Annotated in this window: 28 protein-coding genes and 1 tRNA gene; 12 read left to right on the forward strand and 17 right to left on the reverse strand. The window is 65.1% G+C overall.

Going from position 1 to position 24,341, the window contains the following annotated elements:
- Positions 1 to 19 precede the first annotated feature (19 nt).
- Positions 20 to 1,327 (forward strand): sensor histidine kinase, encoded by a 1,308-nt coding sequence (locus KM135_RS04060; RefSeq protein ID WP_221713045.1) that lies wholly within the window; start codon positions 20 to 22, stop codon positions 1,325 to 1,327.
- Between the two features lie 2 nt (positions 1,328 to 1,329).
- Here the strand turns inward: KM135_RS04060 and KM135_RS04065 are convergent, their stop codons facing one another.
- Positions 1,330 to 1,734 carry a MerR family transcriptional regulator gene (locus KM135_RS04065; RefSeq protein ID WP_221712697.1) on the reverse strand — a complete coding sequence of 135 codons (405 nt, stop codon included), beginning with the start codon at positions 1,732 to 1,734 and terminating at the stop codon, positions 1,330 to 1,332.
- Between the two features lie 114 nt (positions 1,735 to 1,848).
- On the opposite strand from KM135_RS04065, the gene KM135_RS04070 reads away from it, so the two are divergent.
- Complete coding sequence (locus tag KM135_RS04070; protein WP_221713046.1) at positions 1,849 to 2,580, forward strand: MauE/DoxX family redox-associated membrane protein; 732 nt, start codon at positions 1,849 to 1,851, stop codon at positions 2,578 to 2,580.
- 354 nt (positions 2,581 to 2,934) lie between these two features.
- On the opposite strand, the gene purC is transcribed toward KM135_RS04070, so the two are convergent.
- From purC to KM135_RS04085, 3 genes are all read right to left on the reverse strand, one after another.
- Complete coding sequence (gene purC / locus KM135_RS04075) at positions 2,935 to 3,714, reverse strand: phosphoribosylaminoimidazolesuccinocarboxamide synthase (RefSeq protein ID WP_221712698.1); 780 nt, start codon at positions 3,712 to 3,714, stop codon at positions 2,935 to 2,937.
- A gap of 158 nt (positions 3,715 to 3,872) precedes the next feature.
- Positions 3,873 to 4,943: a LysR family transcriptional regulator gene (locus KM135_RS04080; protein ID WP_221712699.1), complete on the reverse strand. Its 1,071-nt coding sequence runs from the start codon at positions 4,941 to 4,943 to the stop codon at positions 3,873 to 3,875.
- 55 nt (positions 4,944 to 4,998) lie between these two features.
- A tRNA-Gly gene (locus tag KM135_RS04085) sits at positions 4,999 to 5,072 on the reverse strand.
- A gap of 181 nt (positions 5,073 to 5,253) precedes the next feature.
- Here KM135_RS04085 and KM135_RS04090 point away from each other — a divergent pair.
- From KM135_RS04090 to KM135_RS04105, 4 genes are all read left to right on the forward strand, one after another.
- Complete coding sequence (locus tag KM135_RS04090) at positions 5,254 to 7,035, forward strand: sensor domain-containing diguanylate cyclase (protein ID WP_221712700.1); 1,782 nt, start codon at positions 5,254 to 5,256, stop codon at positions 7,033 to 7,035.
- Between the two features lie 125 nt (positions 7,036 to 7,160).
- Positions 7,161 to 7,748 carry an EF-hand domain-containing protein gene (locus KM135_RS04095; RefSeq protein WP_221712701.1) on the forward strand — a complete coding sequence of 196 codons (588 nt, stop codon included), beginning with the start codon at positions 7,161 to 7,163 and terminating at the stop codon, positions 7,746 to 7,748.
- A 196-nt stretch (positions 7,749 to 7,944) separates the two neighbouring features.
- A complete protein-coding gene (locus KM135_RS04100) occupies positions 7,945 to 8,673 on the forward strand; it encodes a response regulator (RefSeq protein ID WP_221712702.1) in 729 nt (242 codons plus the stop codon).
- Positions 8,670 to 10,034 carry an ATP-binding protein gene (locus tag KM135_RS04105; protein WP_246605735.1) on the forward strand — a complete coding sequence of 455 codons (1,365 nt, stop codon included), beginning with the start codon at positions 8,670 to 8,672 and terminating at the stop codon, positions 10,032 to 10,034. Before KM135_RS04100 ends, KM135_RS04105 begins: the two co-directional genes overlap by 4 nt.
- 19 nt (positions 10,035 to 10,053) lie before the next feature.
- On the opposite strand, the gene KM135_RS04110 is transcribed toward KM135_RS04105, so the two are convergent.
- The 13 genes from KM135_RS04110 to flgB all read right to left on the reverse strand — a co-directional run bounded on the left by KM135_RS04110 (position 10,054) and on the right by flgB (position 20,563).
- Positions 10,054 to 11,157, reverse strand: coding sequence for a flagellar motor protein MotB (locus KM135_RS04110; protein WP_221712703.1), 1,104 nt, complete (start codon positions 11,155 to 11,157; stop codon positions 10,054 to 10,056).
- A gap of 22 nt (positions 11,158 to 11,179) precedes the next feature.
- Positions 11,180 to 12,043, reverse strand: a complete 864-nt coding sequence (gene motA / locus KM135_RS04115) for a flagellar motor stator protein MotA (protein ID WP_221712704.1) — start codon at positions 12,041 to 12,043, stop codon at positions 11,180 to 11,182.
- A gap of 222 nt (positions 12,044 to 12,265) precedes the next feature.
- Complete coding sequence (locus KM135_RS04120; protein ID WP_221712705.1) at positions 12,266 to 13,102, reverse strand: flagellin; 837 nt, start codon at positions 13,100 to 13,102, stop codon at positions 12,266 to 12,268.
- Positions 13,103 to 13,128: 26 nt separating this feature from the next.
- On the reverse strand, positions 13,129 to 14,481 hold the full coding sequence (gene flgK / locus KM135_RS04125) for a flagellar hook-associated protein FlgK (protein WP_221712706.1): 1,353 nt from the start codon (positions 14,479 to 14,481) through the stop codon (positions 13,129 to 13,131).
- Positions 14,478 to 14,798: a rod-binding protein gene (locus tag KM135_RS04130; RefSeq protein WP_221712707.1), complete on the reverse strand. Its 321-nt coding sequence runs from the start codon at positions 14,796 to 14,798 to the stop codon at positions 14,478 to 14,480. The genes flgK and KM135_RS04130 overlap by 4 nt, the downstream gene beginning before the upstream one ends.
- Positions 14,795 to 15,898 carry a flagellar basal body P-ring protein FlgI gene (locus KM135_RS04135; protein ID WP_425516999.1) on the reverse strand — a complete coding sequence of 368 codons (1,104 nt, stop codon included), beginning with the start codon at positions 15,896 to 15,898 and terminating at the stop codon, positions 14,795 to 14,797. Before KM135_RS04135 ends, KM135_RS04130 begins: the two co-directional genes overlap by 4 nt.
- 49 nt (positions 15,899 to 15,947) lie before the next feature.
- Positions 15,948 to 16,640, reverse strand: coding sequence for a flagellar basal body L-ring protein FlgH (locus KM135_RS04140; protein WP_221712709.1), 693 nt, complete (start codon positions 16,638 to 16,640; stop codon positions 15,948 to 15,950).
- A gap of 3 nt (positions 16,641 to 16,643) precedes the next feature.
- Positions 16,644 to 17,432, reverse strand: coding sequence for a flagellar basal-body rod protein FlgG (flgG, locus tag KM135_RS04145; protein WP_221712710.1), 789 nt, complete (start codon positions 17,430 to 17,432; stop codon positions 16,644 to 16,646).
- Positions 17,433 to 17,481: 49 nt separating this feature from the next.
- Complete coding sequence (flgF, locus tag KM135_RS04150) at positions 17,482 to 18,225, reverse strand: flagellar basal-body rod protein FlgF (protein WP_221712711.1); 744 nt, start codon at positions 18,223 to 18,225, stop codon at positions 17,482 to 17,484.
- Positions 18,226 to 18,260: 35 nt separating this feature from the next.
- Positions 18,261 to 19,085 carry a flagellar hook-basal body complex protein gene (locus KM135_RS04155; protein ID WP_221712712.1) on the reverse strand — a complete coding sequence of 275 codons (825 nt, stop codon included), beginning with the start codon at positions 19,083 to 19,085 and terminating at the stop codon, positions 18,261 to 18,263.
- A 28-nt stretch (positions 19,086 to 19,113) separates the two neighbouring features.
- Positions 19,114 to 19,797, reverse strand: a complete 684-nt coding sequence (locus KM135_RS04160) for a flagellar hook assembly protein FlgD (RefSeq protein WP_221712713.1) — start codon at positions 19,795 to 19,797, stop codon at positions 19,114 to 19,116.
- Entirely contained in the window at positions 19,794 to 20,207 is a 414-nt protein-coding gene (gene flgC, locus KM135_RS04165; RefSeq protein ID WP_246605736.1) for a flagellar basal body rod protein FlgC, read from the reverse strand. Before flgC ends, KM135_RS04160 begins: the two co-directional genes overlap by 4 nt.
- Positions 20,204 to 20,563 (reverse strand): flagellar basal body rod protein FlgB, encoded by a 360-nt coding sequence (gene flgB, locus KM135_RS04170; protein ID WP_221712714.1) that lies wholly within the window; start codon positions 20,561 to 20,563, stop codon positions 20,204 to 20,206. Before flgB ends, flgC begins: the two co-directional genes overlap by 4 nt.
- Positions 20,564 to 20,819: 256 nt before the next feature.
- Here flgB and KM135_RS04175 point away from each other — a divergent pair, with 256 nt between their 5' ends.
- From KM135_RS04175 to KM135_RS04200, 6 genes are all read left to right on the forward strand, one after another.
- Positions 20,820 to 21,488 carry a MotA/TolQ/ExbB proton channel family protein gene (locus tag KM135_RS04175; protein WP_221712715.1) on the forward strand — a complete coding sequence of 223 codons (669 nt, stop codon included), beginning with the start codon at positions 20,820 to 20,822 and terminating at the stop codon, positions 21,486 to 21,488.
- Positions 21,485 to 21,970 (forward strand): OmpA family protein, encoded by a 486-nt coding sequence (locus KM135_RS04180; RefSeq protein WP_221712716.1) that lies wholly within the window; start codon positions 21,485 to 21,487, stop codon positions 21,968 to 21,970. Before KM135_RS04175 ends, KM135_RS04180 begins: the two co-directional genes overlap by 4 nt.
- Positions 21,971 to 22,038: 68 nt before the next feature.
- The gene (locus KM135_RS04185) at positions 22,039 to 22,608 is read left to right on the forward strand and encodes a flagella basal body P-ring formation protein FlgA (protein ID WP_425516994.1); all 570 of its coding nucleotides are present in this window, start codon (positions 22,039 to 22,041) and stop codon (positions 22,606 to 22,608) included.
- A 53-nt stretch (positions 22,609 to 22,661) separates the two neighbouring features.
- The gene (gene flgM / locus KM135_RS04190; protein WP_221712717.1) at positions 22,662 to 22,955 is read left to right on the forward strand and encodes a flagellar biosynthesis anti-sigma factor FlgM; all 294 of its coding nucleotides are present in this window, start codon (positions 22,662 to 22,664) and stop codon (positions 22,953 to 22,955) included.
- 11 nt (positions 22,956 to 22,966) lie between these two features.
- Positions 22,967 to 23,275 (forward strand): hypothetical protein, encoded by a 309-nt coding sequence (locus KM135_RS04195; protein ID WP_221712718.1) that lies wholly within the window; start codon positions 22,967 to 22,969, stop codon positions 23,273 to 23,275.
- A gap of 148 nt (positions 23,276 to 23,423) precedes the next feature.
- The gene (locus KM135_RS04200) at positions 23,424 to 24,335 is read left to right on the forward strand and encodes a transglycosylase SLT domain-containing protein (protein ID WP_221712719.1); all 912 of its coding nucleotides are present in this window, start codon (positions 23,424 to 23,426) and stop codon (positions 24,333 to 24,335) included.
- The last annotated feature ends 6 nt before the right edge of the window (positions 24,336 to 24,341 follow it).

The raw sequence follows: 24,341 nt of genomic DNA on the forward strand, positions 1-24,341 counted from the left end.
GGGATCGCTCAGCCGGCGCATCATCGGCATATCCGCGCTGTGGATCGGCATCCTGCTGCTCGGCGGCGGGCTGGCGCTCGATCGCGTCCTGACCGACGCGGTCACGCGCAATTTCGATGATGGCCTCTCCTATGTCCTGACCGCAATGATCTCTTCGGCGGAAGTGGGCCCGGAAGGCGAAGTCTTCTTCAACCGCCCGCTCGCGGACCAGCGCTTCCTCGAACCGGCAAGCGGTCTCTACTACCAGATCAGCGGCACCGGCCACGAGGACTGGCGCTCTCGCTCGCTGTGGGACCGTGCGATCCGGGTGACGCCGGAAATGACCGACCGCCCGGGGCAAGGCATAGACAGCCAGCAGTTTGCCGGGGAACCGCTGCGGCTGATGGCCCGCACCGTCATCCTGCCCGGAAGCGACACGCGCTGGATCTTCATCGTCGCGCAGGCGCGCGAAGGCCTCGACGCGCAGATCCACGCGCTGCGCACGACGCTCGTCAACAGCTTCCTGGCGCTCGGTGTCGGGCTCATCCTGCTCGCGGCCCTGCAGGTCTTCTTTGGCCTGCGCCCGCTGCGCCATATCCGGCGCGAGATCGCCCGCATGCGCGCGGGCGAGAAGAGCCGCGTCACGGCGCCGCTGCCCAAGGAAGTGCAGCCGCTCGTCGAGGAGCTCAACGCCCTGCTCGCTCACAACGAGCAGCAGGCCGAGGAAGCGCGGCGCCACGCCGGCAATCTTGCCCATGCGCTCAAGACGCCGCTGACCGTGGTGATGAACGCGGCGACCGCGCATGATCCCGAACTCGCGCCGATCGTGATCCGCGAGACCGGCACGATGCGCCGCCAGATCGATCACCATCTCGCACGCGCCCGCGCGCTCGGCCGTCGCGGCGCGGCACAGAGTCGCACCGAAGTGTGGCCCAGCCTCGAAGCCGTCGAGCGTGCGGTCGAGCGGCTCTATCCCGAAGCCAGGATCGACCGCGACGGCTCGCAAAGCGCATCGGTACGTGTCGAGCGGCAGGATCTCGACGAACTGCTCGGCAACCTGGTCGAGAATGCCGCGAAATATGGTGGCGGCAGCGTGTTCGTGACGGTCCAGCCGGCCGGGAGCGAATGGGTCGATATCCTCGTTGAGGATGACGGCACGGGCATTCCGGCGGAAGAGCGCGAGCGCATCTTCGATCGTGGCGTGCGGCTCGACAGCGGCAAGCCCGGCACGGGCCTTGGCCTCGCCATCGTGCGCGATGTGGCGGAAATCTATGGCGGATCGGTCACGCTCGGCGAAAGCGAAGACCTTGGCGGACTGCTGGTGCGGCTGCGTCTGCCCGCTGGCTGACCTCACACACCGAAGGATGAGAGGATCGGGCAAGGGCCATCGTCCGATGCGCCGCATTCCCGTGCGAGATGGCGCAGCGCCGCCCGCGCCGTCTCCAATTCGGCGATCTTCGCATCCAGCGCGGCCAGCCGCTCCGCCGCCAGTTCACGTGCCCTCGGCCGATCCTCGCTGGCATCGAGCGAGAGCAGCTCGCCGATGTGGTCGAGCGTGAAGCCGGCGGCCTGCGCGGCGCGAATGAAGCGCAGCTTGCGGACATCCTCGCGCCCGTAGCGCCTTATGCCGCCCGCCAGCGCGTTGCCGCCGCTCTTGCCCGGAACATCGAGCAGGCCGCGGCGTTGATAGAAGCGTACCGTCTCTACCCCGACGCCACCCGCCTTCGCCAGACCCGCGATCGTCATGTCGGCCATGCTTGACTCCGTACCATGGTACAGACCCTATATGGACTGCATCGCTCCCCGAACAAGGATCATGCCGTGACTTCTCATGCCGCAACCACCGGAAAACGGGCCATCCTCTATCGGATGGTGATGCCCGGCCACATCTGCCCTTATGGGCTCAAGGCGCGGTATCTACTCAAGGCCAGGGGCTATGAGGTCGAGGACCACTGGCTGACGACCCGAGCCGAAACCGACGCATTCAAGGCCGCCCATGACGTCAAGACGACGCCGCAGGCCTTCATCGGCGGCGAACGGCTCGGCGGGCATGACGATCTGCGCCGCTATCTGGGCCTCAAGGTCAAGGACCCGGATGCGACCAGCTACACGCCGGTTCTGGCGGTATTCGCCGTGGCGGCCCTACTGGCGCTGGCGATCGACTGGCTAACCGCGACGCCGCTCGCGAGTGCCGCGACGATCGAGCGCTTCGTCTCGGTGACGATGGTGCTGCTGGCGATGCTGAAGCTGCAGGATGTCGACCGCTTCGCGACAATGTTCCTGGGCTACGACCTGCTGGCTCGCCGCTTCGTGCCTTATGCTTATGCCTATCCGTTCGCGCAGCTCGGCGCGGGCCTGCTGATGCTGACGGGCGCCCTCCCCTGGCTGTCGGTGTCGGTTGCGCTCGTCATCGGCGGGGTCGGCGCCGTGTCGATCTATCAGGCCGTCTATGTCGAGAAGCGCAGCCTCAAATGCGCCTGCGTCGGCGGCGGCAGCAATGTGCCGCTGGGCTTCGTCTCGCTGACCGAGGATGTGTTCATGGTCGGCATGGCGGTCTGGATGGCGCTGGAGACCTGGGTGTTGTCGGCCGCGATGCACTGATCTGGCGCGACTCGGGCTCTTGTGGGACCGGTAGGCCAGAGCTGTCGATCCTGCGTCCATTTGGCAGGACGGCGGCTTATTCCAGCGCCTGACTTGTCGAAACCTCACGGCAGTGCCGGTTTCTGGCGTTAACGACCGCCCCGACAGTCGATCAATATTATTATATTTCAGTAACTTATCGACCCTAACTTCACCAAGGTCACGCATATAACGTATGGTGAGCGCGCAAAAGTCTGCTTCTGGCCTAGCGAAGCCTCGGATTTCTGCGGATTTTTTACGGGATCAAAGAGCGGCGCCTCTCGGGCGCTGCGCCGTAATCATCCCACAAGAGACGGGCTGTAGGACAGCCCTCTCTCACTTGCCGCGCTTCTTGCGGTGGCTTTCCAGATCGAGCACGTCGGTGTCCGTTCCTTCCGGCAGAAGCCCAAGACGCCGCGCAACCTCCTGATAAGCCTCGGTTTCACCGCCCATGTCGCGACGGAAGCGATCCTTGTCGAGCTTCTCGTTCGTCTCCATGTCCCACAGGCGGCAGCCGTCCGGGCTAATCTCGTCGGCGAGGATGACGCGCGCGAAATCGCCGTCCCAGATGCGGCCGAATTCGAGCTTGAAGTCGATCAGGCGAATGCCGATGCCCGCGAACAGCCCACTCATGAAGTCGTTCACGCGGATCGCCATGTCGGCGATGTCATGCATCTCTTCCTGGCTGGCCCAGCCGAAGCAGGCGATATGCTCCTCGGTGATCATCGGATCGTTGAGCGCATCGTCCTTGTAATAATATTCGATAAGCGTGCGCGGCAGCTGCACGCCTTCCTCGATGCCGAGGCGCTTGGAGAGCGAGCCGGCCGCGACATTGCGCACCACGACCTCGATCGGCACGATCTCGACCTGGCGGATGAGCTGCTCGCGCATGTTCAGCCGCTTGATGAAATGGGTCGGCACGCCGATGTTGGCGAGCAGCGTGAAGATGTGCTCGGAAATCCGGTTGTTGAGTACGCCCTTGCCGGAAATCGTCCCCTTCTTCTGCGCGTTGAACGCAGTCGCGTCGTCCTTGAAATACTGGATCAGCGTGCCGGGCTCGGGGCCTTCGTAGAGGATCTTCGCCTTGCCTTCATAGATTTGGCGGCGACGGGACATGGGCGGACCTACTCATCAGAAAGAACGGAAAAACCAAGGCCCCGGCGACGCGAATCAGGGGATCAGCGCGCGCCGGGGCTCTGGCGCGCTCATAGACGAAGGTGACGACAAGTGCAATTTCGGGGCGACCGGCCCCGCCGGGTCTTACAGACCGAGCCTTATTGCAGCGTCGCGACCAGCGCCTGCACCTCGTCATCCTCGACGAGGCTGGGATGAATCACGCGGCGGACTTCGACGGCCGGGATCGGATCGACATAAGGCAGTCGCTTGAGGCCGGCGCTCGCGCCGACGCGCCCGGCCGCTGCGCCGAACAGCGGCAGGATGCCGGCGCCGTCGCGCGCCCGCTCAACCAGCAGGGCGTAATCGTCGCTCTCGACCGCATAAGGCAATCCGCCAAGACCGGCTTCGGTCATGCAGGCTTCGACCAGCGGTCGCAGCCGGTTGCCCTCGGCGAAGCTGATCAGTGACTGATTCGAGAGATCCTCTCGGCTCACATAGTCGCGCTCGGCCAGCCGGTGATTCTCGCCCACATAGAGCGCCCAGCGCTCGCTCCAGAGATAATCGGAGGGGAAGACCCTCGTCTCGCCCAGCGCGTAGAAATAAGCGATCGAGATGATCCCTGCCGACAGCGCGAGCGCCACACGATCCGCCACGAAGCAATTGAAATCGACCGAGACCGGCCTGTTCGGAAAGGCATCCTCGAAGGCCGCGAGCTTGTCCTGAAAGCGGGTGAGGATCGAGGGATGGATGCCGATCGTGATCGGCTGATCGCTTGACGGCAGAGGTGCGACCGGATCCGGCGGGGTCAGGACGATGACCGGTTCGGGCTCAGGCTCCGGCGCGAGTGCGGTTTCCGACTCCGGCTCCGGTTCCGGTTTCGGCATCGCGGCTGGTTTGCGGACAACGGGGGTCTCGGCACGCGCGGGCCGCTCGATGCGTACCTCCTCGGGCGCTCCGGATGCGAAGCTCTGCATCGTCGAGACCAGCGCGTCGCAATCGGCAAGGATCAGGCGTGCCCGTGACAGTGCGGCCTCGCCGGCGTCGGAGAGGCTCGCCTTGCCGCCCGGCGCCCGATGGAACAGGCTGATGCCCAGACGGGCTTCGAGTTGCTTGATGTGATCGCTGACCGCGACCTGAGAGATGCCCAGTGCGCGCGCCGCTGCCCGGAAGCTGCCCTCGCGCGCGATCGTGTCGAGCGCCTCGAGCTGGCGCAGCGTTGGTCTTTCCATGGCGATCAGGTGCAGCCTATCGGATTCGATGTCAACCGACCGCGCGGCGTGCCGATGGAGCGGGTAGCGGGGATCGAACCCGCATCACAAGCTTGGAAGGCTAGTGCTCTACCATTGAGCTATACCCGCCTGCTCGTCTCGGCGGCGGAGCGCTTGCCACAGCGCGACCGGGCCGGTCAATGCCTGCCTGTGCCGGGCGAGAGGATTGCGGCGCCGAAAATGTCCGCCAGCGGCCGGAAATCGGCATTTTATCTCGATTGCGCCGCTCATGATTAACCCGCTGACAACCTCCTCTGGCCCAAGGAGGGGCATGGTCCGGGGCCAAAATCGTTTCATGACGCGCATCGCCGCAATGGCGATGACGCCCCTGCTCGCCTGCTTCGCCTATTTCGTGCTGGCCGGGGGTGTCATTTATCTCACGGACAGCCAGTCGAGCATCGCGCCGATCTGGCCTGCCAACGCCGTGTTGCTGGCGTTCGCGCTGATGCGACCGCGCACACAGATGCCGGTCATCCTGCTTGCGGGTTTCATCGGCAACGGGCTCGCCAACATGCTGACGCGCGAGGCCGCGACCGCACCCTTGCTGTTCGGGGCTTCCAACATGGTGGAAGTCGCGATTGCCTCGCTCGGCCTGAAATGGGGCGATGGCCACCGGCGCATCCTGTCCGAGCCGATCACCGTACTGCATTTCCTGTGTTGGTGCGGCCTCATCGCGCCCGGCATCAGTGCGCTGCTTGGCGCGGGCACAGCCTGGTATCTCTTCGGCCAGCCCTTTGTGGAAGCGCTGGGCCGCTGGTACTGGGCCGACGCGCTCGGGCTGCTCATCTTCACGCCTTTCTGCATTTCGCTGATCAGCGGCGACCTCGTCGCGGGCTTCCGCGAGAAGGACGCACGAGAGCGCTTCGAATTCGTTGGGCTGCTAGCCTTCACGGCGCTCGTGAGCTGGTTTGTCTTCTTCCCGGCGCTACTGCCGATGCTGTTCGTCGTTATCGTGCCCATGATGCTCGTCTCTTTCAGATCCGGCTGGCTCGGCACGAAGGTCGCGCTGGCAATCGTCGCCGTCATCGGTGGCACGGCGACCTTGGGCGGCCATGGCCCGATCCCCCGGATCACGCAGGATCCCGATCAGCAGGTCTATTATTTCCAGGTCTACATCGCGACGATGTTGATGATCCAGATGCCGGTGGCGGCCGCCCTGTTCGCCCGGCAGGGGCTGGTCGACAAGCTCAGGGAAAGCGAGCAGGCGCTGCGGCTGCTCGCTGCCCGATCGCCGATCCTGCTGCTCTCGTTCGACATGGCCGGCAAATGCGAGCGCGTCGTCGGATCGAACAGCCTGCTGCTCGACAGAGCATCGGCCGACCTCATCGACGGCAGCTTCGCCGACATCTCGGACGAGGGCCAGTTCGAGCTTCGCCGCGCGCACAATGCCGCGCTCGAATATGTCGATCAGAGCCACACGGCGGAGTTCCGCACGGTCAACGGCAACGACGCATGGTACGAGGCCGTGTTCCGCGCCCAGTTCAGCGAGAACGAACGCTGCATCGGCACGATCGCGACGATTCACGACGTGACGCAGCGCAAGAACCAGGAACTTTCCCTCTCGCGCACCGCGACGACGGACAGCCTGACCGGCCTGCTCAATCGCGCCGGCTTCCGCGCGCGCCTCGAGCATGCATTGCTCACCGCGAGGCCAGGCGCGCTCAGCATCGCGATGATCGACGTCGATCGGTTCAAGCTCATCAACGACAATAGCGGCCACCGGGTGGGCGACATTGTCCTGCGCGAAATCGCGCGGCGCATTTCCAGCCAGGTGCGCTCCAGCGATGCGGTCGGGCGCCTGGGCGGCGATGAGTTCGTCATCCTGCTCGACACGCCGAACTGGGAGATGGTTCAGGACATTTGCGGCCGCATCGTCACGGCGGTCAGCACGGACGTCGTCGGCCTCCCCTCGGGCAATAGCCTGCGCACCGCGATCAGCTGCGGCGTGACGCGCTATCGGGCGGGTCTCACGATCGACGAGTTCATCCACGAGGCGGACGTTGCGCTCTACGAAGCCAAGCGCGCCGGCCGCAACCGGGTCGTTGCGGCCTGACCGAGGGCACCCGCCCGCGACACTTTGATACAAATTTGCCCGATCGCGACAAAGTCTCGCGACAGTCGGAGCCTATACACTGACCTCGACGCTTCTCCCACGGCGTCGCCAATGGTCAGGAATACATGATGTCGCTTCGCTCCCACTTGCTTCTCCTGAGTGCCGGCCTGCTCTCCCTCGGCGCCGTCGCTTACGCTCAGGCTCCCGCCGCACCGGCAGATGCCGGCGCCAAGCCGATGCGCCCGCCGGCCGATCGGGCCGCTCTCAAATCACATCTCGAAAAGCGCTTTGATGCGGCCGACGCCAACAAGGACGGCTCGCTCACGCCGCAGGAGCGCCAGGCCCAGCGCGGCGAAACGCGCGCGAAAATGCGCGAGCATATGTTTGCCCGCCTCGATGCCGACAAGAATGGCGCCATCAGCAAGGCCGAGTTCGCCGCCGCGCCCGCGCGCGGTCCGCATGCGGCCGGCAAGGACCGTGGCGGTCATCGCGGCCATATGGCCGGCGGCATGATGCGCCACCAGCTCGCGGAGTATCGCGACAAACCAATTTCCCGGACGCAGTTCGTCGATGCGGGCCTCGGCCACTTCGACCGCGTCGATACCGATCACGACGGCAAGATTACCTCCGCCGAACGTGACGCCGCCCGCAAGGCAATGCGCGACCGCCTTGCGCCGGCGCATAGGCACTCGCCCCCGCCCCCGGGGCTGTGAGCCTGCACGGCCGGCCTTGCGGGTATCCCACTCCCCGCCGGGCCGGCCGTATCTTTTTCCGCAATATCGTTCTTGAGCGTGCGCGCCGGGCCAGGCGACGCTGATGCCTCCCGCCCCGTCATCCCCCTTGCAAGATGGACACGATCGCCTAACCGGGGAAAAGAGTGACCATTCCCTTGCGCAGGAAGGCCCGTTGATGTCCGCCCGGCCCCATCTCCTTCTCGTCGACGATGAAGCATCAATCCGCGAACCGCTCGGCGCCTATCTCCAGCGCGCCGGCTTTCGCGTGTCCGAGGCGGGCAGCGCGGCCGATGCGCGCAAGGTGCTGGCGGGCAGCGCGATCGAACTGGTCGTGCTGGACATCATGATGCCGGGCGAGGACGGTCTGAGCCTCTGCCGCTCGATCCGCGAACAGGGCGAACTGCCCGTCATCCTGCTCACCGCCCGCACCGAGGAGACCGACCGCATCGTAGGGCTCGAAATGGGTGCGGACGATTATGTGCTGAAGCCTTTCTCGCCGCGCGAGCTGGTCGCCCGGATCAAGACGATCCTGCGTCGCGCGGGCGGCGGCGGAGCCAGCGCGCGGACCGAAACGCAGGCCAGCGCCTCGCTCTATCGCTTCGAGGGCTGGACGCTGCGCTCGGATGACTGGACTTTGAGCGGCCCCGACGAAGTGGCGATCCCGCTCAGCACGGCCGATTTCCGCCTGCTCCAGGCGTTCGTGACCCATCCGCGACAAGTGCTGAGCCGCGACCAGCTGCTCGACCTCACGGCGGGACGCGAAGCGCATGCGTTCGACCGGTCGATCGACAACCAGATCAGCCGCCTGCGCCGCAAGCTGGAGGATGACGCCCGCTCGCCGACGCTCATCAAGACGGTCTGGGGCGGCGGCTACATGTTCAGCGCGGACGTCACGCGCGAATGAGCGGCATCCTGGGCAAGCTGACCGGCTGGATGCGCCCGCGCACGCTGGCGGGGCAGACGATCCTCGTCGTCGCTTTGTCGCTGGCCTTCGTCCAGCTTATCGGTTTCTCGCTCTATTATCTCGCCCAGCGCAACCAGTGGATCACGGTCGCCGCCGCGCCGGGTGTCATCCGCATCCTGGAAGCGCTGGATCCGCGCGAGCGCACGCCCGCCTGGCAACGCGCCCGCGCCGCCCGCACGCTCATCGTCACGCCGCAGGTTCCGGTCATGACCGGCAAGGAAGCGCCCGAGATCGCGACGCGCGCCGCCGAACTGTTCCGCTCGGCAGGCATGGTGCCGCTCGACGTGCGCGCCGCGCTCGACGAGCCTCAGCGCCGCAATCGCCGGCTGCGCCTCTTTGCCGAGGAGCGTCCGCAAGCTCCGCGCCTGCAGGTGCAGCTCAGCGTGCAATTGCAGGCCGATCAATGGGTGACGGTCTATACGCGCTCCGCGCCCGTCGCGCAGCCGATTGCCCAGCGCATGATCGTGCAGACGCTGTTTCTCTACGGCATGGTGCTGATCCCGCTGGTCTGGTTCACGCGGCGGCTGGCGGCCCCCTTACGCGCGCTCACTTCCGCGACGGCACGGGTCGGCACGCCGGAAGGCGCGCAGCCGGTGCCCGAGATCGGGCCGGAGGATGTCCGCCGCCTCGCCGCCTCGTTCAACGCGATGCAGCAACGCATTCGCTCGATGCTGGAAGAGAAGGACCATATGCTGGGCGCGATCGGCCATGATCTGCGCACGCCGCTGACAGCCCTGCGCGTGCGCGTCGAGACGGCGGCGGAGGGCGCCGACCGGGACCGCATGGTCGCGACGATCGACGACATGCAGAAAATGCTCGACGACATCCTCTCGCTCGCCCGCGTGGGCCGCGACCGCGAGCCGCCGCAGCGCGTCGATCTGTCCGCCCTCGCCGATGCCGCGCTCGACGATTTCGAGGATATGGGCGTGCCGGTCGTGCGCGGCGACCTGCCCCGGGCAGTGGTCAACGTCCATCCCCGCGCCATCCGCAGAGCGCTCACCAATCTCATCGAGAATGCCGTCAAATATGGTGATCGAGCGCATGTCTCGCTGCGCATCGAGAGCGGCCGCGCGATCCTTTCCGTCGCCGACGAGGGGCCGGGCATTCCCGAGGACCGCATCGAGGAAATGCTCCAGCCCTTCACCCGCATCGAAAGCTCGCGCAGTCGCGACACGGGCGGCACGGGCCTGGGTCTCGCCATCGTGCGGGCGGTCGCTTCGGCGGAGAACGGCCAGCTGGTGCTACGCAACGGCGCCGAGCGCGGACTGATCGCGGAACTGAGCCTGCCGATCGTAGCCTGAACGGCGGCATCGCCCTCGATCAGTGTGCCGGCTTTTCCTTCTGCTTCGCCGTCGCTTCGGACTTGCCCGGCGGGATCGCGCCGTTGTTCTTGCGCACCGCACCCTGGTTCATCACGGTTGCGCCGGCCGGCAGGGCCGTCTTGCCGAGGTCGAGCTTCTGAACCGCGCTGCGCGCCAGTGCCAGTCGGTCATCGCGCAGCATGCCGCGGCGCGTCGCCGCCATTTCGTCCGTGTCCTTGTTGACCTTCTCGACGTTGCGGCTCCAGCCGAGAATGACCGACATGCGGCGGTTGCGCGGGTCGTAGCGGTCCTCGGCGATGAACGGCTCGCGATCGGCCACGCCCTCGATGCGCATGAACCGCTCGTTGCCGATGCCGTTCTGGGCAATCACCGTTCGCGTCGCCTCGGCGCGGGCCGAGGACAGCATCCAGTTGTTCATGTTCCGGCCGGCCGCATAGGGCATGCCGTCCGTATGGCCGCGCACGATCACGTCGTTCGGCACCTTTGCGACGACCTTGGCGACTTGCGCGAGCAGCTCGCGCGCCTCGGGCAGCAGCCTGTCCGTGCCCATGGAGAACATCGCGAAATCGGCCTCATCGACCAGATCGATGCGCAGCCCCTCGCGCGTTTCGGTGAACTTGACGTGCTTCTTCAGGCGGCGGAGCTCCTTGCTCTCCTCGATCTTCTGTTCAATGACTTTCTTGAGCTTCTCGAACTTCTGCCGATCGCTGTTCTTCATGTCGTCGCCGCCGATGTCGGCCGTGCCGGTGGCATCGCGCGGAATGGTGATGGCGAGATTGCCCTGGCCGCCAGTCGTCCGCTGATTTTCCTTGGCGACGATGCTGTCGCCACCAAACAGGCCGTTCGAGCCTGCGCTCTCCATTTTCATCTGGATGAGCGTGGGCGTGAAATAATCGGCGAGGCCCTTGCGCTGCTTCTCCGTGGTCGCGCCGAGCAGCCACATGAGCAGGAAGAACGCCATCATGGCGGTCACGAAGTCGGCATAAGCGACTTTCCACGCACCACCATGATGACCGCCATGGCCATCGGCGATGATCTTCTTGACGATGATCGGGCGGACTTCGGGCTCGTTCGCCCGCTTGCCCTTGGCTTGACTGGCCATCGCTCGCGTCCCCTTTCCGGCCTCAGCGGCCGCGCATGCCGTCGAACACTTCAGCGAAGGCCGGCTGGTTCGCGTGGCTCAGATTGGAGCGCGCGGCCTCAATGACCAGCGGCTGCGGATGGCCGTGGAGCGAGGCGATGATGATCTGCTTCACCACCTGATAGATGGAGGCATCGGCCTCGATGACCTGACGGCAGCGGTTCGCGAACGGACCCACCATGCCGTAAGCGAGCAGCACGCCGAGGAAGGTACCGACGAGCGCCGAGCCGATCATGCCGCCGAGGATTTCCGGTGGCTGGTCGATCGAGCCCATGGTCTTGACCACGCCAAGCACGGCCGCGACGATGCCGAGAGCCGGCAGTGCGTCGGCCAGGCCCTGGAGATTGTCGGCCGGGCGGATCGCCTCGTGGTGGTGGGTCTTGAGGCTGTTGTCCATCACGTCCTCGACCGCATGCGGATCGAGCGTGCCCGAGGAGACGACGACGAGGCGAAGCGTATCGCAGATCAGGTGGATCAACGCGGTGTCGGACATCAGCTTGGGATATTCGGCAAAGACCGACGAGGTCTTGGGATCCTCGATGTGCGGTTCGAGCGCGACAGGCCCTTCTACGCGCAGCATCTTCATGAGCTTGGAGACCAGGAAGATGCAGTCCAGATAGTCCTGCTTCTTGTACTTCGGTCCCTTGAACACCTTGGAGAGGCCGCCCATCAGCGCTTTCAGGTCCGCACCGCTATTGCCGATGATAAGCGCGCCGACGGCGGCGCCGCCAATGATGAGCATTTCGTGCGGGAGCGCGTGGAGAACGGGCCCGATGTCGCCACCGGTGATGATGAAACCACCGAAGACCATGGCCAACAGGACAACGAGACCGATACCAGCGAACATTCTGATCCCCGCACGAGATGGTTCGATCAGTCAGAACAACCGATCTTTCCTCATCTTCTAGAACGGCCGCACTGAAACAGGGTTTAGGCTCACGGTTACCGCGCCTTTAAGGATAAGAGGCTGAAAACCCCTTCTTTCGCCCAGAACCGCCGGAAATGACACGGCCCGCGGCGCTGGCCGCGAGCCGGGGGAAGAAAAACCAAGGTGAACCGGTAACGATGATCAGTTCAGATAGTCGAACAGTGACTGGCGGCTGATTCGGGCAAAGGCCGATTGCGCGGCCTCCAGCGTGGTCAGCTTGTTCTGCAGCTTGGTGATCGTCTCGGTGAGGTCGGTGTCCTCCAGTCCCGAGCGACGCTCGCTCAGGCCGAGCTGCTGATCGACGAGGCGCTCGCCGATATCCTCGAGCCGCTGCGTGCGCACGCCCTGGATCGACTGGGCGACGATGACATGATCCAGCGCCTTGCGCGCGTCGCCGAGCGCGTTCGTGCGATCATCGGCGGTGCCGGTGCGCACGGCGGCAATGGCGTCGGTCAACACCTGATCGAGCGAACGCGCGCCGACGACGTTGTCCGAGATGCTCTGCCGCGTGCCGACCGATTCGACCGAAAGCCCGGCACCGACCGGCACGGGAAGCGTATTCGTATCGTCGAACACGGGCTGCCCCTGATAGTCCGTCTGGTTCAGCAGATCATTGATCGTCGCGCGCACGCCTTCCAGTTCCTGCGCGACGGCCTCACGGCCCGGTGAACCGTCGGCCGTAGAGGTCGAGGTCACGAGCAGATTGCTGACGCGCGTCATGAGATTGTTGATGTCGTTGAGGTTCGCTTCCGCCTTGGCGGACCGCGATTGGGCAAAGGTCAGATTGTCCTGCCACGCCGTGGTGATCGCCTGCTGGCGGCCGAGCAGCGAGATCTGCACCCAGGCCTGCGGATCGTCGGACGGCGCATTGAGCTTGTGCCCGGTCGAAATCTTGCTCTGCTCGGTCGAGATGTCCTTCGACATGGCGTGCTGCCGGTTGATTTCGGCGCGGAGCGACTGGGTCGTGATGAAAACCATGGCGTGTTACTCGCTAGCTGGGGCCGTCAGATGGCCGCGAAAAGGGATTCCATCACCTGGTTGGCCACCTGGATGATGCGGGCGCAGGCCTGATAGGCCTGCTGGAAACGCATGAGGTCTGCCGCCTCACGGTCGAGATTGACGCCACTGACGTCCGCGCGTGCCTCCTGCGCCATCGTGTCGCGGCTGGTCGCGGCGGTTTGTTCGGCAAGCGTCGCGGTGACGACATTGCTATGGTCCGAGATCAGGTTGACCCACGTATCCTCAATGCCGCCGCTGCCGCGCAACCCGCCGATCGCCACCAGATTGGCATTTGCGACACCGCCCGCATTGGCACCGGCCAGGTCCGCCGGGGCGGTGATCAGCACCTGCAGCGTGCTGGCATCGCCGCCGATCGAGAGCATCGTTCCACCTGCGACACCCGCCGCTGTAAAGCCACCGGTGTGCCAGTCGTTGATGTCGCTGACATATTGATCCGCCAGATCGTTGAGATCGATGATGCGGTCGCGGTTCGCCTCGGCGCTGCTGCTAAGACCGGCGAGCGAGCCGCCCGTCGGCGCCGCCGCCGCGGCGGTCGTGCCGCCGACATCGGTCGCGGTGAAGGACAGCGTGCCGTCGCCGGCCTGGGTCACCGTCATCGACCCGGCCGCCACGCTCGTCACCATATCCATCGCGCCATATTTCACATCAGCGACATCGTTCGCGCCAAATGTGATGGTGACGTTGATGCGTTTGGTGATCTCGGTCAGTGCCTGATCGCGTGAATCGAGCAGCGCGACGTGCGCGGCCGTGCCATCCGACGAACGCCGCAAGCCCTCATTGGCGTCGGCCAATTGCTTGAGTGCGTCGTTGAGCGCGGCCATCTCGGTCTGCGCGGCTTTCCCGATGCCCTCCGTGATCGCCGTGAGATCGGTATGGGCCTGCTTGAAAGCCGTGTTGATCTGCTCGAAGGCGAAAAGCACGTTGCTCCGCAGCGTCGTGTCGGTGGGGTTGGACGCCAGACGCTCGACGGAGGCGAACATGGCGGACATGCGCTGGCCCACACCGAGCGAACCATCGTTGAGGCCGTTCTGAATGTCGCTCATCCAGCGCGCGCGCTGATCGGCACTGCCGAGCGCATTGCCGGTGTTGCGCGCAGCGGCGTCCAGATAATAGTCGCTCATCCGCACGACCTTGCCGATCGTCGCACCGCCATAGGCGACGCCCGAGCGATAGTAGATCGTTGTGCCCGTGCCGGCGGGTGACTCCTTGAGCTCGATCATGCGCCGCGCGTAGCCCGGCGTGTCCGCATTCGCGATGTTGTTCGAGATCGTACCGAGCGCCGCCTGATAAGCGCGCGCGCCCGACACACCGATGCTGTAGAGATCGCTGGTCGTCACGGCGTCTTCCTGTCAAGCTGCTGGAGGATGAGGCCGGCGATGCCGAGCCCGCCCTGCTGAGCGAGACCGTCCGCCATGCGCGCATCGGCGAGCTCGCGAAACTGATCGACGGCGCTGCTGCCCGCGATGTCCTCGCCCAGGCTCGCCTGGCGCATGGAGCCGAGCAGTTGCCGCGTGAAGATCGCCTCGAAAGCCTGCGCAGCCTTGGCGAGCGCGGCGCGCTCGTCGGTCGCAGCGGCCGGCTTCAGGCCCGTCGTCGCAATGGACGCAGCGGCAAAAGCGGCCGTGCCGGAAGCGGAAGCGTTGATCTGCGTCATATCACTTCGAGCTCCGCCTTCATGGCGCCCGCCTGTTTCAGCGCCTCCAGGATCTCGACGAGATCCGCCGGAGAGGCACCCACAGCGTTCACCGCCTTCACAATATCGGACAGGGACGCTCCACCTTTAAAAAGGAACATCGGATTCTTCTCCTGCTCGGCGGAAATGGAGCTGGATGGCTCCACTGCGGTCTCACCCCGGGAGAAAGGTGCGGGCTGCACGATGCGCGGCGATTCCTGTATCGTGACGGTGAGTTTGCCGTGGCTCACCGCCGCCGGGCTGATGCGCACGCCGCCGTTGATGACGACCGTGCCGGTGCGGGCATTGACGATCACCTTGGCCGGCGGATCGGCCGGCTTCACCTGGATATTCTCGATGAGCCCCATCATCATGATGCGGCTCTCGGCACCCTGCGGCGCGGAGATCGAGATCGACACGCCATCCAGGGCGCGGGCGCGCTGATCATTGAAGGCGAGATTGATGGCGTCGGCGACGCGCAGCGCCGTCGTGAGATCGGCTTCCGCGAGATTGAAGGTCAGCGCCGGACTCGTGTCGAAGCCGGTGGCGACCGCACGCTCGACCGAGGCGCCGCTCGGGATTCGGCCGGCCGAGGGCACGTTGACCGAAAGCTGCGAGCCGTCCGCGCCGGAAACGCCAAGGCCACCAACGGCAAGATTGCCCTGAGACATCGCATAGATTTCGCCATCGGCACCGCGCAGCGGGGTCAGCACGAGCGTGCCGCCACGCAGCGACTTGGCCTTGCCGAGCGCCGAAACGGTGACGTCCAGCCGCTGGCCGGGCTTGGCGAAGGGCGGCAGTTCGGCAGTGACGAGCACAGCGGCAGCGTTCTTGAGCGAAGGATTGACGCCCGGCGGCAAGGTGAGGCCGAAACGCGAGATGACGCCCTTCACGCCCTGCGTGGCATAATCGAGGCTGTCGTCGCCGGTGCCAGCAAGGCCGACCACGATGCCATAGCCGATAAGCTGGTTGGTGCGCAGCCCCTCGAACGACCCGATGTCCTTGATGCGCTCGGCCTGCGCCTGCGGCGCGGCAAGCTGCAAACCGGCAACGACGGCCAAAGCGATGACCCAGCTCAGCATGCGGGTGAGCAAATTGGGAAGGCGCGAAATCATGAGGACCATTGCTCCGTCAGAAAGGGCTGATCGCGGAGAAGAAGCGCTGCAGCCAGCCCTGACGGCTGGCGCGGGCGATCTCACCCTTGCCGGTGTAGGTGATGCGGGCGTCGGCAACGCGCGTGGAGAGCACGCGGTTGTCCGGGCCGACATCGGCCTGGCGGACGAGGCCGGAAACCTGCACATATTCGTCGCCGCGGTTCAGCGTCAGCGCCTTCTGCCCGCTCACCAGCATCGTGCCGTTGGCGTAGACCCTGGCGATAGTGACGGTGATCTCGCCCGAGAGGGCGTTCGACTGCGAGGCGTCACCCTTGCCCTTGAAGCCCTGCGTGCCGCTCGCGCCAATGTCGCTCGCGCTGAACAGCTTGCTGAACGGTCCGCTGCTCGGCGGCGTCAGGCCGATGCTGCCCGAGCGATCCGTGTTGGCGCTCGTGCTCTTGGAGGCCTGCGTGCGCTCGACGAGCAGGATGGTGATGATGTCGCCGACCTGCGCGGCGCGCGCGCCGTTGGTCAGTGAGGAATAGCCCGCGCTCACCTGAAAGATCGCGCCGTTGGGCTGCGCCGGAGCAGCTGGCACCTCGGGCGCATAAGTGACCTGATAGGACGGATCCGCCAGCGGGTCCTTCTTCTTGAACAGGCCGGAGAGACCGGCCGAGGCGGGAGTGGCGGCGAGCGCGACGATGGCGCCGAAGGCGATGAGCGTCTTCATGGCTTAGAGCTGCTGATTCACGTACTGGAGCATCTCGTCGGTCGCCTTGATCATCTTCGAGGCGATCTCGTAGGCGCGCTGGGTCTCGATCATGTCGACCAGCTCCTCGACGGTGTTGACGTTCGATTGCTCGAGGGCGCCCTGGCGGATCGCGCCGCGACCTTCGAGGCCGGCAGCGCCGACCTGCGGCGCGCCCGATGCGGCCGTCTCCATCAGGAGATTGTTGCCGGTCGCCTGAAGGCCGGCCGGGTTGACGAAGCTGGCGGTCTCGATCTGGCCGATCTGGGTCGCTTCGCTCTGGCCCGTCAGCACCGCCGACACCGTGCCGTCATTGCCGATCGTGACCGAACCGGCGCCAGCCGGGATCTGGATCTGCGGAACGAGCGGCAGACCGTCCGCCGTCACGACCGTGCCCTCGGCATTGGTCTTGAAATTGCCGGCGCGCGTATAGGCCGTCGAGCCGTCGCTGCGCTGCACCTGGAAGAATCCGTTCCCCTCGATCGCAAGATCAAGGGTGTTTTCGGTCATGTTGAGCGTGCCCTGCGAGTCGATCCGCTCGGTGCCGGTGAGCTGGACACCGGTACCGAGATTGAGACCGATGGCGAGCTTGTTCTGACTGTCGGCCTGAGCACCCGCCGCGACAACCTGCTGATAGGCAAGCGTCTCGAAATTGGCGCGGTCGCGCTTGAAGCCCGTCGTATTCACGTTCGCCAGGTTGTTGGCGATGACGCGCATCTTGACGTCCTGGGCATCGAGCCCGGTGCGCGCAACGTGAAGAGCTGAGGTCGACATGGTTCTGGTCCTTGTTCTCTAGAAACTGGTCTGGGGCGCTCGCGCCGGATTAGCCGTCGAGCCGCATGAGGCTGGCGCCGCCGGAATCGATGTCCTTGGCCGTATCGATGAGCTTGATCTGGGTCTCCCAGGCGCGACTTGCCTCGATCATCTGTACGAGGGCGGAGGTCGCGTTAACGTTCGAGCCCTCGAGGGCGCCCGAGGTGACACTGGCCATCGGATCGGTCGGCAATGCGCCGCCATTCACTTCGCGGAAGAGGTTGTCCGTGCCCTTCGCGATGACCGAGCCCCTGGCATTGACCAGCTTGATCGTATCCACGAGCTGGGGCTGATCGATCTGCCCGCCCTGCGGCACGATCCAGATGCCGCCATCCTTGGCGATCTTGACGCTGTCGGCCGGCGGCAGCGTGATCGGGCCGCCCTCGCCCAGGACGGGATGCCCTTCCCCGGTGGTGAGCAGCCCGCTGTCGCTGAGTTTGAGATCGCCCCGGCGCGTATAGCCTTCCGAACCGTCGTTCGCCTGCACCGCGAAAAAGCCGTCCCCATCGAGCGCGACGTCAAGCGCATTGCCGGTCTGGACGACCGAGCCCTGCTTCATGTCCGCGCCGATGACCTGATCGACCTGCTCGGCGCGGCTCTGAAGGGTGGGACCACCGATCCAGCGTGTCGAGGCATTGACGATCTCGGCCCGGAAGCCCGCCGTGTTGACGTTCGCGAGGTTGTTCGCGACCGCCGTCTGGCGCGCCATCGAGCCGCGCATCGCGGTGCGGGCAATATCGACGAGACGATCCATGGCCTAACTCCCTTCGAGAGACGTCGTGTCAGCGATCAGCTGCGCATGTTGATGATGGCCTGCGACATGGTCGACTGGGTCTCAATCGCCTTGGCGTTCGCCTGGAAATTGCGCTGGGCGGAGATGAGCGCCACGAGTTCCTCGGTGATATCGACGTTAGAGCGCTCCAGCGTGCCCGAACGGACCGCGCCGAACAGGCCGCCATTGCCCTCGCCATAGACGGCGGCGCCGCTGGAGCCGGTGGCGATCCAGTGGGCATCGCCCATCTGCTGCAGCTCGTCCTGAGCCGGAAAGCTGGCCATGGCGATGACGCCAAGGTTCAGAACCGAGCCGTCGGCGAAGGTCGCGGCGACCAAGCCGGTCTCGGAGATCGAGACGGCCGAGAGCTGGTTGGTCGCATCGTTCGGATCGACGGTGGGGATCAGGAGGTCCGTCAGGCTGCCGGCAGCCGTGTTGTCGGCGCGGCCGTCCTGGTCGGCGTCCGGCAGCACCTGGAGGCGTGAACCGGTCGTGTCGATGACGTAGCGATCCTTGTCGATCGCGAAAGCGCCGGCCCGTGTGTAGGTCGTCCGGCCGGTCGCCCCGGCGCCCTTGACGGTGAAGAAGCCCTCGCCGGTAACGGCCAGATCGAGCGTCTTGTCGGTCGTCTCGAGCGTGCCCTGCGTGAACTGCTGCTTGAGGTCGATCAGGCGCACGCCGTTGCCCGCCGACATGCCGCCGCCACTGGAGGCGAAGATGTCGCCGAACATAGCCTTGCTCTTCTTGAACGCGATCGAGGAAACGTTCGCTACGTTATTGGCTACGACGCTGAGGTCGGTCTGCGCGCCCTTGAGGCCGGAAAGCGAGGTGTAGAAGGACATGGACTTAACTCCTTAGTGAATGTGTGGATCAGCCGAGACGCAGCGCGTCAGCGGGGGAATAATTGCCAAGGGCGGTGATGAGCTGGGCACTGGTGCCGCTCGCAGGCGACTGGACCGCCGCAATGCTGGCCCAGGTTGCAGTCTGCGTGGGCGTTGCGCCACGGACTTCCACCTTGAGTGCCTCGCCGCCGATGAAGTCGCCGGCCTCGTTCGTGCCATCCCAGAAGAAGCCGACCGCGCCGGCTTTCTGCGCGCCAAGATCGAGCGACTTGACGACATTGCCGTCGGCATCGACCAGATCGACCTGGACGTTGCTCGCGTCCTTGCCCAGCGTCAGCTCGCCGGCATAGGCGCCGGTGCGATCGGGCGTCGCGATGTTGCTCTTGACCAGCATCGACTTGCCGATCCAGTTCGCCGCGTCGGACAGCCGAGCGCTGCCGACGGAGTCCGCGATGTTGCCGAGCAGCTTGTTCGATTCCGCCATCGAGGACAGCGACGTGAACTGCGCCATCTGGGCAACCATCTGGTTGTTGTCCATCGGCGCGAACGGATCCTGATGCTGGAGCTGCGTCGTCATGAGCTTCAGGAAGCCACTCATGTCGATCGTCTGGTTCGACCCGTCGCTCGTCTGGGCGAGGTTCCGGTTGGTGAACGCGGTGCCGCTATCCACCGTCCACGGGCTGGACGTCGTATTGTTCGTGACTGTGGTCATTTGCCGAGCCTGATCGTTTCGAGGAGGAGGGACTTTGCGGTCTGGAGGACCTGCACATTGTTCTGGTACATGCGCGCGCTCTCGATCATGTCGACGAGCTCGGCGCTGCTATCCACACCCGACTCCCAGACATTGCCATCGGCGTCCGCGAGCGGGTGGCCGGGATCGTGGCGCATTTTGGCGGGCGTGTCGGACGAGACGATCTGATCGACCTTGACGGTGGCGACGCCGGGCTTCTCCGTGACGGTCGAGAAGACCGGGCGGATGGCGCGATAGGCCTGCGCCTCGCTGCCGGAGACCGAACCGGCATTGGCCAGGTTCGACGCCGTGGCGTTCAGCCGGACCAGCTGCGCCGACATGGCACGGCCGGAGATGTCGAAGATGTTCATGGGCTTGTCGGCCATGCTCATTCTCCCTTCAAGGCGCGCGTGATGGTGTTGAGGCGCCCTTCCAGGAAGGAGAGCGTCGTGCGGTACTTCACCGCATTCTCTGAGAAGAGGGTCTGCTCGGTCGACATTTCGACGGTGTTGCCGTCGGCGCTCGGCTGCAGCGGGATGCGATAGCCCATGGCCGTCTCGAGCGCGCCGGCGACCGTGCCCTGCTTCTGCGAGGCAGCGGCGAGCGCCTTGTCGAAATCGATGTCCCGGGCCTTGTAGCCGGGCGTGGAAGCGTTCGCGATATTCGAGGCAATGAGTTCCAGCCGCTGCGAACGCAGCGCCAGGGCCTTGCCATGAATGCCGAACAAACTGTCTTCGACCGACGACATTTTTTTCGTGCCTTCCCTAAAAGTCTCTGGGCCGGGGTCGTTCTGACCGGATGAGATGGTCCGGTTTCGGCATGACCCATGCCCGCAGGGAATAACTGCAAATGCCGTGCCAAACCCCGTTGCCGCCCTTGGGACGGAACGGGAACAGTAGGATTTCCGCGCTTTTCGAGCGCGTGAGCGGCAAGGCCGGCAATTTTTTGCCGGTCAACGGCAGACTGTTGCCGGTCGCACGGCACGGACGGGGACCAAAGCGGCGATGACGGACATAATCGGCCATGTTTTCGCGCCTTTGCCGATTCTGACGGTCGTGCTTGGCGCCGGCATCATCGCCCTTCTCCAGACCGGCACCGACACCGCCGGCAAAGCCTTCGCCGCTCTCGGCCCGCTCTTCGCCGCGCGCCCCGACGACGACCGCGACGCCGCGCGGGCACTGCTCTTCAAGGTCGAAGCCATCGCCGAACTCAAGGGCCTCGCCCATACGGATCGGTTGCGCGCCGCTCATCCCTTTTGCCGGCAGGCGCTGGTGACACTCGCCAATTCCGCCGATGCCGAGCATTTCGCGGCATGGATCGGGCAAGCCGTCGATGACCGTCGCGAACGCCACGGGCGCGTGATCGCCTTCTGGAACGCTCTCGCCGACGCCGCACCGGCCATGGGCATGGCGGGCACGATCATCGGCCTGATCGGCATGTTCGCGAGCATGCGCGACCCGGGCTCGATCGGCCCTTCCATGGCGCTCGCACTCATGACGACCTTGCACGGCATGATCCTGGCAAACGTGATCGCGGGGCCGATCGCCAATCGCCTCCATGGTGTCTCCGAGCGCGAATTGGCCTGGCAGCGGAGCTTTGCCGGGCGCGTTACCGCCATTGCCCGGCGCGAACCGGCCATGCTGCGCCGGTCGATCGTCCAGGAAGTCGCATGATCCGGCAGAACCGCACGCGCTGGGCGCTGAGTTTCGCCGATCTTTGCCTGCTCCTGCTCGGTTTCTTCGTGCTGCTGCAGGCCAGTCAGAGCAACCGCGAAGCCGCTCTGACCGGCCTCGGAACCTATTTCGGCGCGATCGAGGCGCCAGTGCGGACGGACCTCCCCGCCGCGACCCTGTTCGAACCCGGCGAGGCACTGCTCAGCGAGACGGGTCGCAACACTCTGCTGCGCGCAGCGAAACCCTTCGCCGATTCCAGCGAGATCATCCAGATTCAGTCGATTGGTGTCGATTCTGGCGTGCGCCGCTTCGATGCCTGGGATCTTGCCGCGGCCCGCCTCGGCGCGGTCGCGCGGACACTGGTCGCCGCCGGAGTTCCGCAAGGCCGCATCCGCATCGCCGGGCTCGCTGAAGAGGCCGAGGACAAGATGCCCGGCAAACAGATCATTCGCATCGCCGAAAAGCCGCTCGGCGACGATTGAGCGTCTGGCACGCTCCTTGCTCCGTTGGCTGCATGTATTCGACCATGCCGCTTCGGAGCACGACCGCCATGACTGACCGCACGTCCGGATTGTCCCAAGTGATGCTCGCCGTCTTCGCGACGTTCGCAGCTGCTTTCCTCGCGAGCCTGCCAACGCCTGCCCAAGCGCAGAATTTCGAGAATCTCGACCGTCTCGACGGCCTCGTTGCCATGAGCGTGGGCGCCAATCTTCGCGAGCCCGGCGGCCCGGTCGCACCGATCGATCGGCGGCTTCGGCTCGCCCCCTGCCCGCAGACGCCGATCGTCGATGCGACGCAGCCGAGCTTTGCTGTCGTCTCCTGCACCAGCATTGGCTGGCGCATCCGCGTGCCGCTGCTTCCCGGCCAGAACGCGCCCCAGCAGACGACGAATTTCGCGCCTTCCCGCGCGATTGCGGCGCCCGCCAGGACCATCGTCGTCAAGAAGGGCGATCCGGTCCAGCTCATTGCCGGCAATGACCAGTTCACCATTTCCCGGCTGATGATCGCCGATGAGGATGGGGCTGCAGGCGCCCTCATTCGCGTCCGCCAGGATGCAAAGGCAACCCCGGTCATGGCCCGCGTCGAAACAATCGGCGTCGTTCGTATTCCAGGAATTTAAGCTTTCTTGAACGGATCCGTATATAATGGAGTTCGGACAGAAAGGATTTCACGATGATCAAGTCAGTTGGCCAGGCGCTGAACGCCGCAGTCGAGGCAGCAAAGCTGCGCGAGACGGCGCAGTCGCGGTCGACAGCCAAGGTCTCGGCCGACGTTTCGTCGGAGAAGGCGGCCTCGACATCTGCGGTTTCCACCTCGGCGGGCCGCGTCGCATCGCAAGGTGCGCCGATCGATGTCGCGCGCGTCGCCCGCATCAAGCAGGCCATTGCTTCCGGCAATTATCCGGTCGATCCCGACAAAATCGCCGAGAAGATGCTGGATCTGGACCTGCCCGTCCGCAAAAACTGAGGTTCTGACACATGTCGCTGGCCCTTATCGACAATCTTTCCGAAGCAACCGCGACGCTGCGTGTCGCCATGCGGGAATATGATCTGAGCGGCATTGAGAAGGCGATGGTGCGGTTTCGTAATGCCCTGGATGCGGTCCAGGATGTCGGCGCATGGCACAGCGATCCCGAACTCAAGGCCCGCGTGAAGCAGGTCATGGCCGAGCTTGAATCCTCGCGAATGCTCGCCTGCCTGCTGGGTGACATGAGCAGCCAGATGCAGACCGCCCTGGCCGCGCAGAATCTCGATGCGCCGCAGCCGCTTTACGGCCGCGCTCGCTAACAGCCGCGCCGAACCGGCCTTTTCAAGGCGGCGATGAGGCCCATCGCCGCCTTCTTCATATCCGGATGAGTTGCACTTCGGGACGTCCCGATCTGGCACGCATCTTGCTTTTTGACCTGCGGTACCAACCAGGGGTCAAAGACCAGACATGTCCGCTTTCGATGGACTGACGACGAAGAACATCACCGGCGCGCCCAGCCGGGTTACGAACGCGATCGCCACGGCAAGCCGCCGTACGGGCGTCGATTTCTCGTATCTCATGGGTCAGGCGCAAATCGAAAGCAGCATGAATCCCAACGCCCGCGCCAGCACATCGAGCGCGACGGGCCTTTATCAGTTTCTCGACCAGAGCTGGCTCGCCATCATCAACGATCATGGCGCCAAATACGGCATGAGCTGGGCGTCCGACGCCATCCAGAAGAATGGCGGGCGCTACAGCGTGTCCGACCCGGCTTTGCGCCAGCAGATCCTCAACCTGCGCAATCATCCCGAGACGGCATCGGTCATGGCCGCGGAGTTGGCCTCCGACAATCGCGCCTATCTCGAGGAACGTACAGGCCGCCCCGCCGACGCAACCGACCTTTATATGGCCCATTTCCTGGGTGCCGGTGGGGCAGCCAAGTTCCTCACCACGATGAACGCCGCGCCGAATACGCCCGCCGCCAGCCTCTTTCCGGCGGCGGCGCGCGCCAATGCTTCGGTGTTCTACGATCGCTCGGGCAATCCGCGCAGCCTCGTCGAGATTCGCGACCGCTTCGCCAGCAAGCTCGCCAACGGCGCGCAAATGGCCGGTCTCAATGCCGGCGGCGGCGACATGGGCGGGAGCTATAGCGGCGACATCCCGGATGGCGCCAATATGGTCGCCCCTGCCGACTATATGCGCATCGCCCAGGCCCAGATGGCCGTCGCGGACGATCTCCCCGCCGACGAGAGCCTCGCAGGCGAGGATGCGCTCATGGGGCAGCAGATGCTCGCCCAGAGCCGCGTCTATCCCGAACTCGCACCGCGCGCCGAAACCGCGCGGCTCGCCTATCTCATGCTTGCTACCTTCGGAAGGTAATCGACG

Origin of the sequence: Sphingobium xanthum, assembly GCF_019737615.1 — a bacterium.
GTDB lineage: Bacteria > Pseudomonadota > Alphaproteobacteria > Sphingomonadales > Sphingomonadaceae > Sphingobium > Sphingobium xanthum.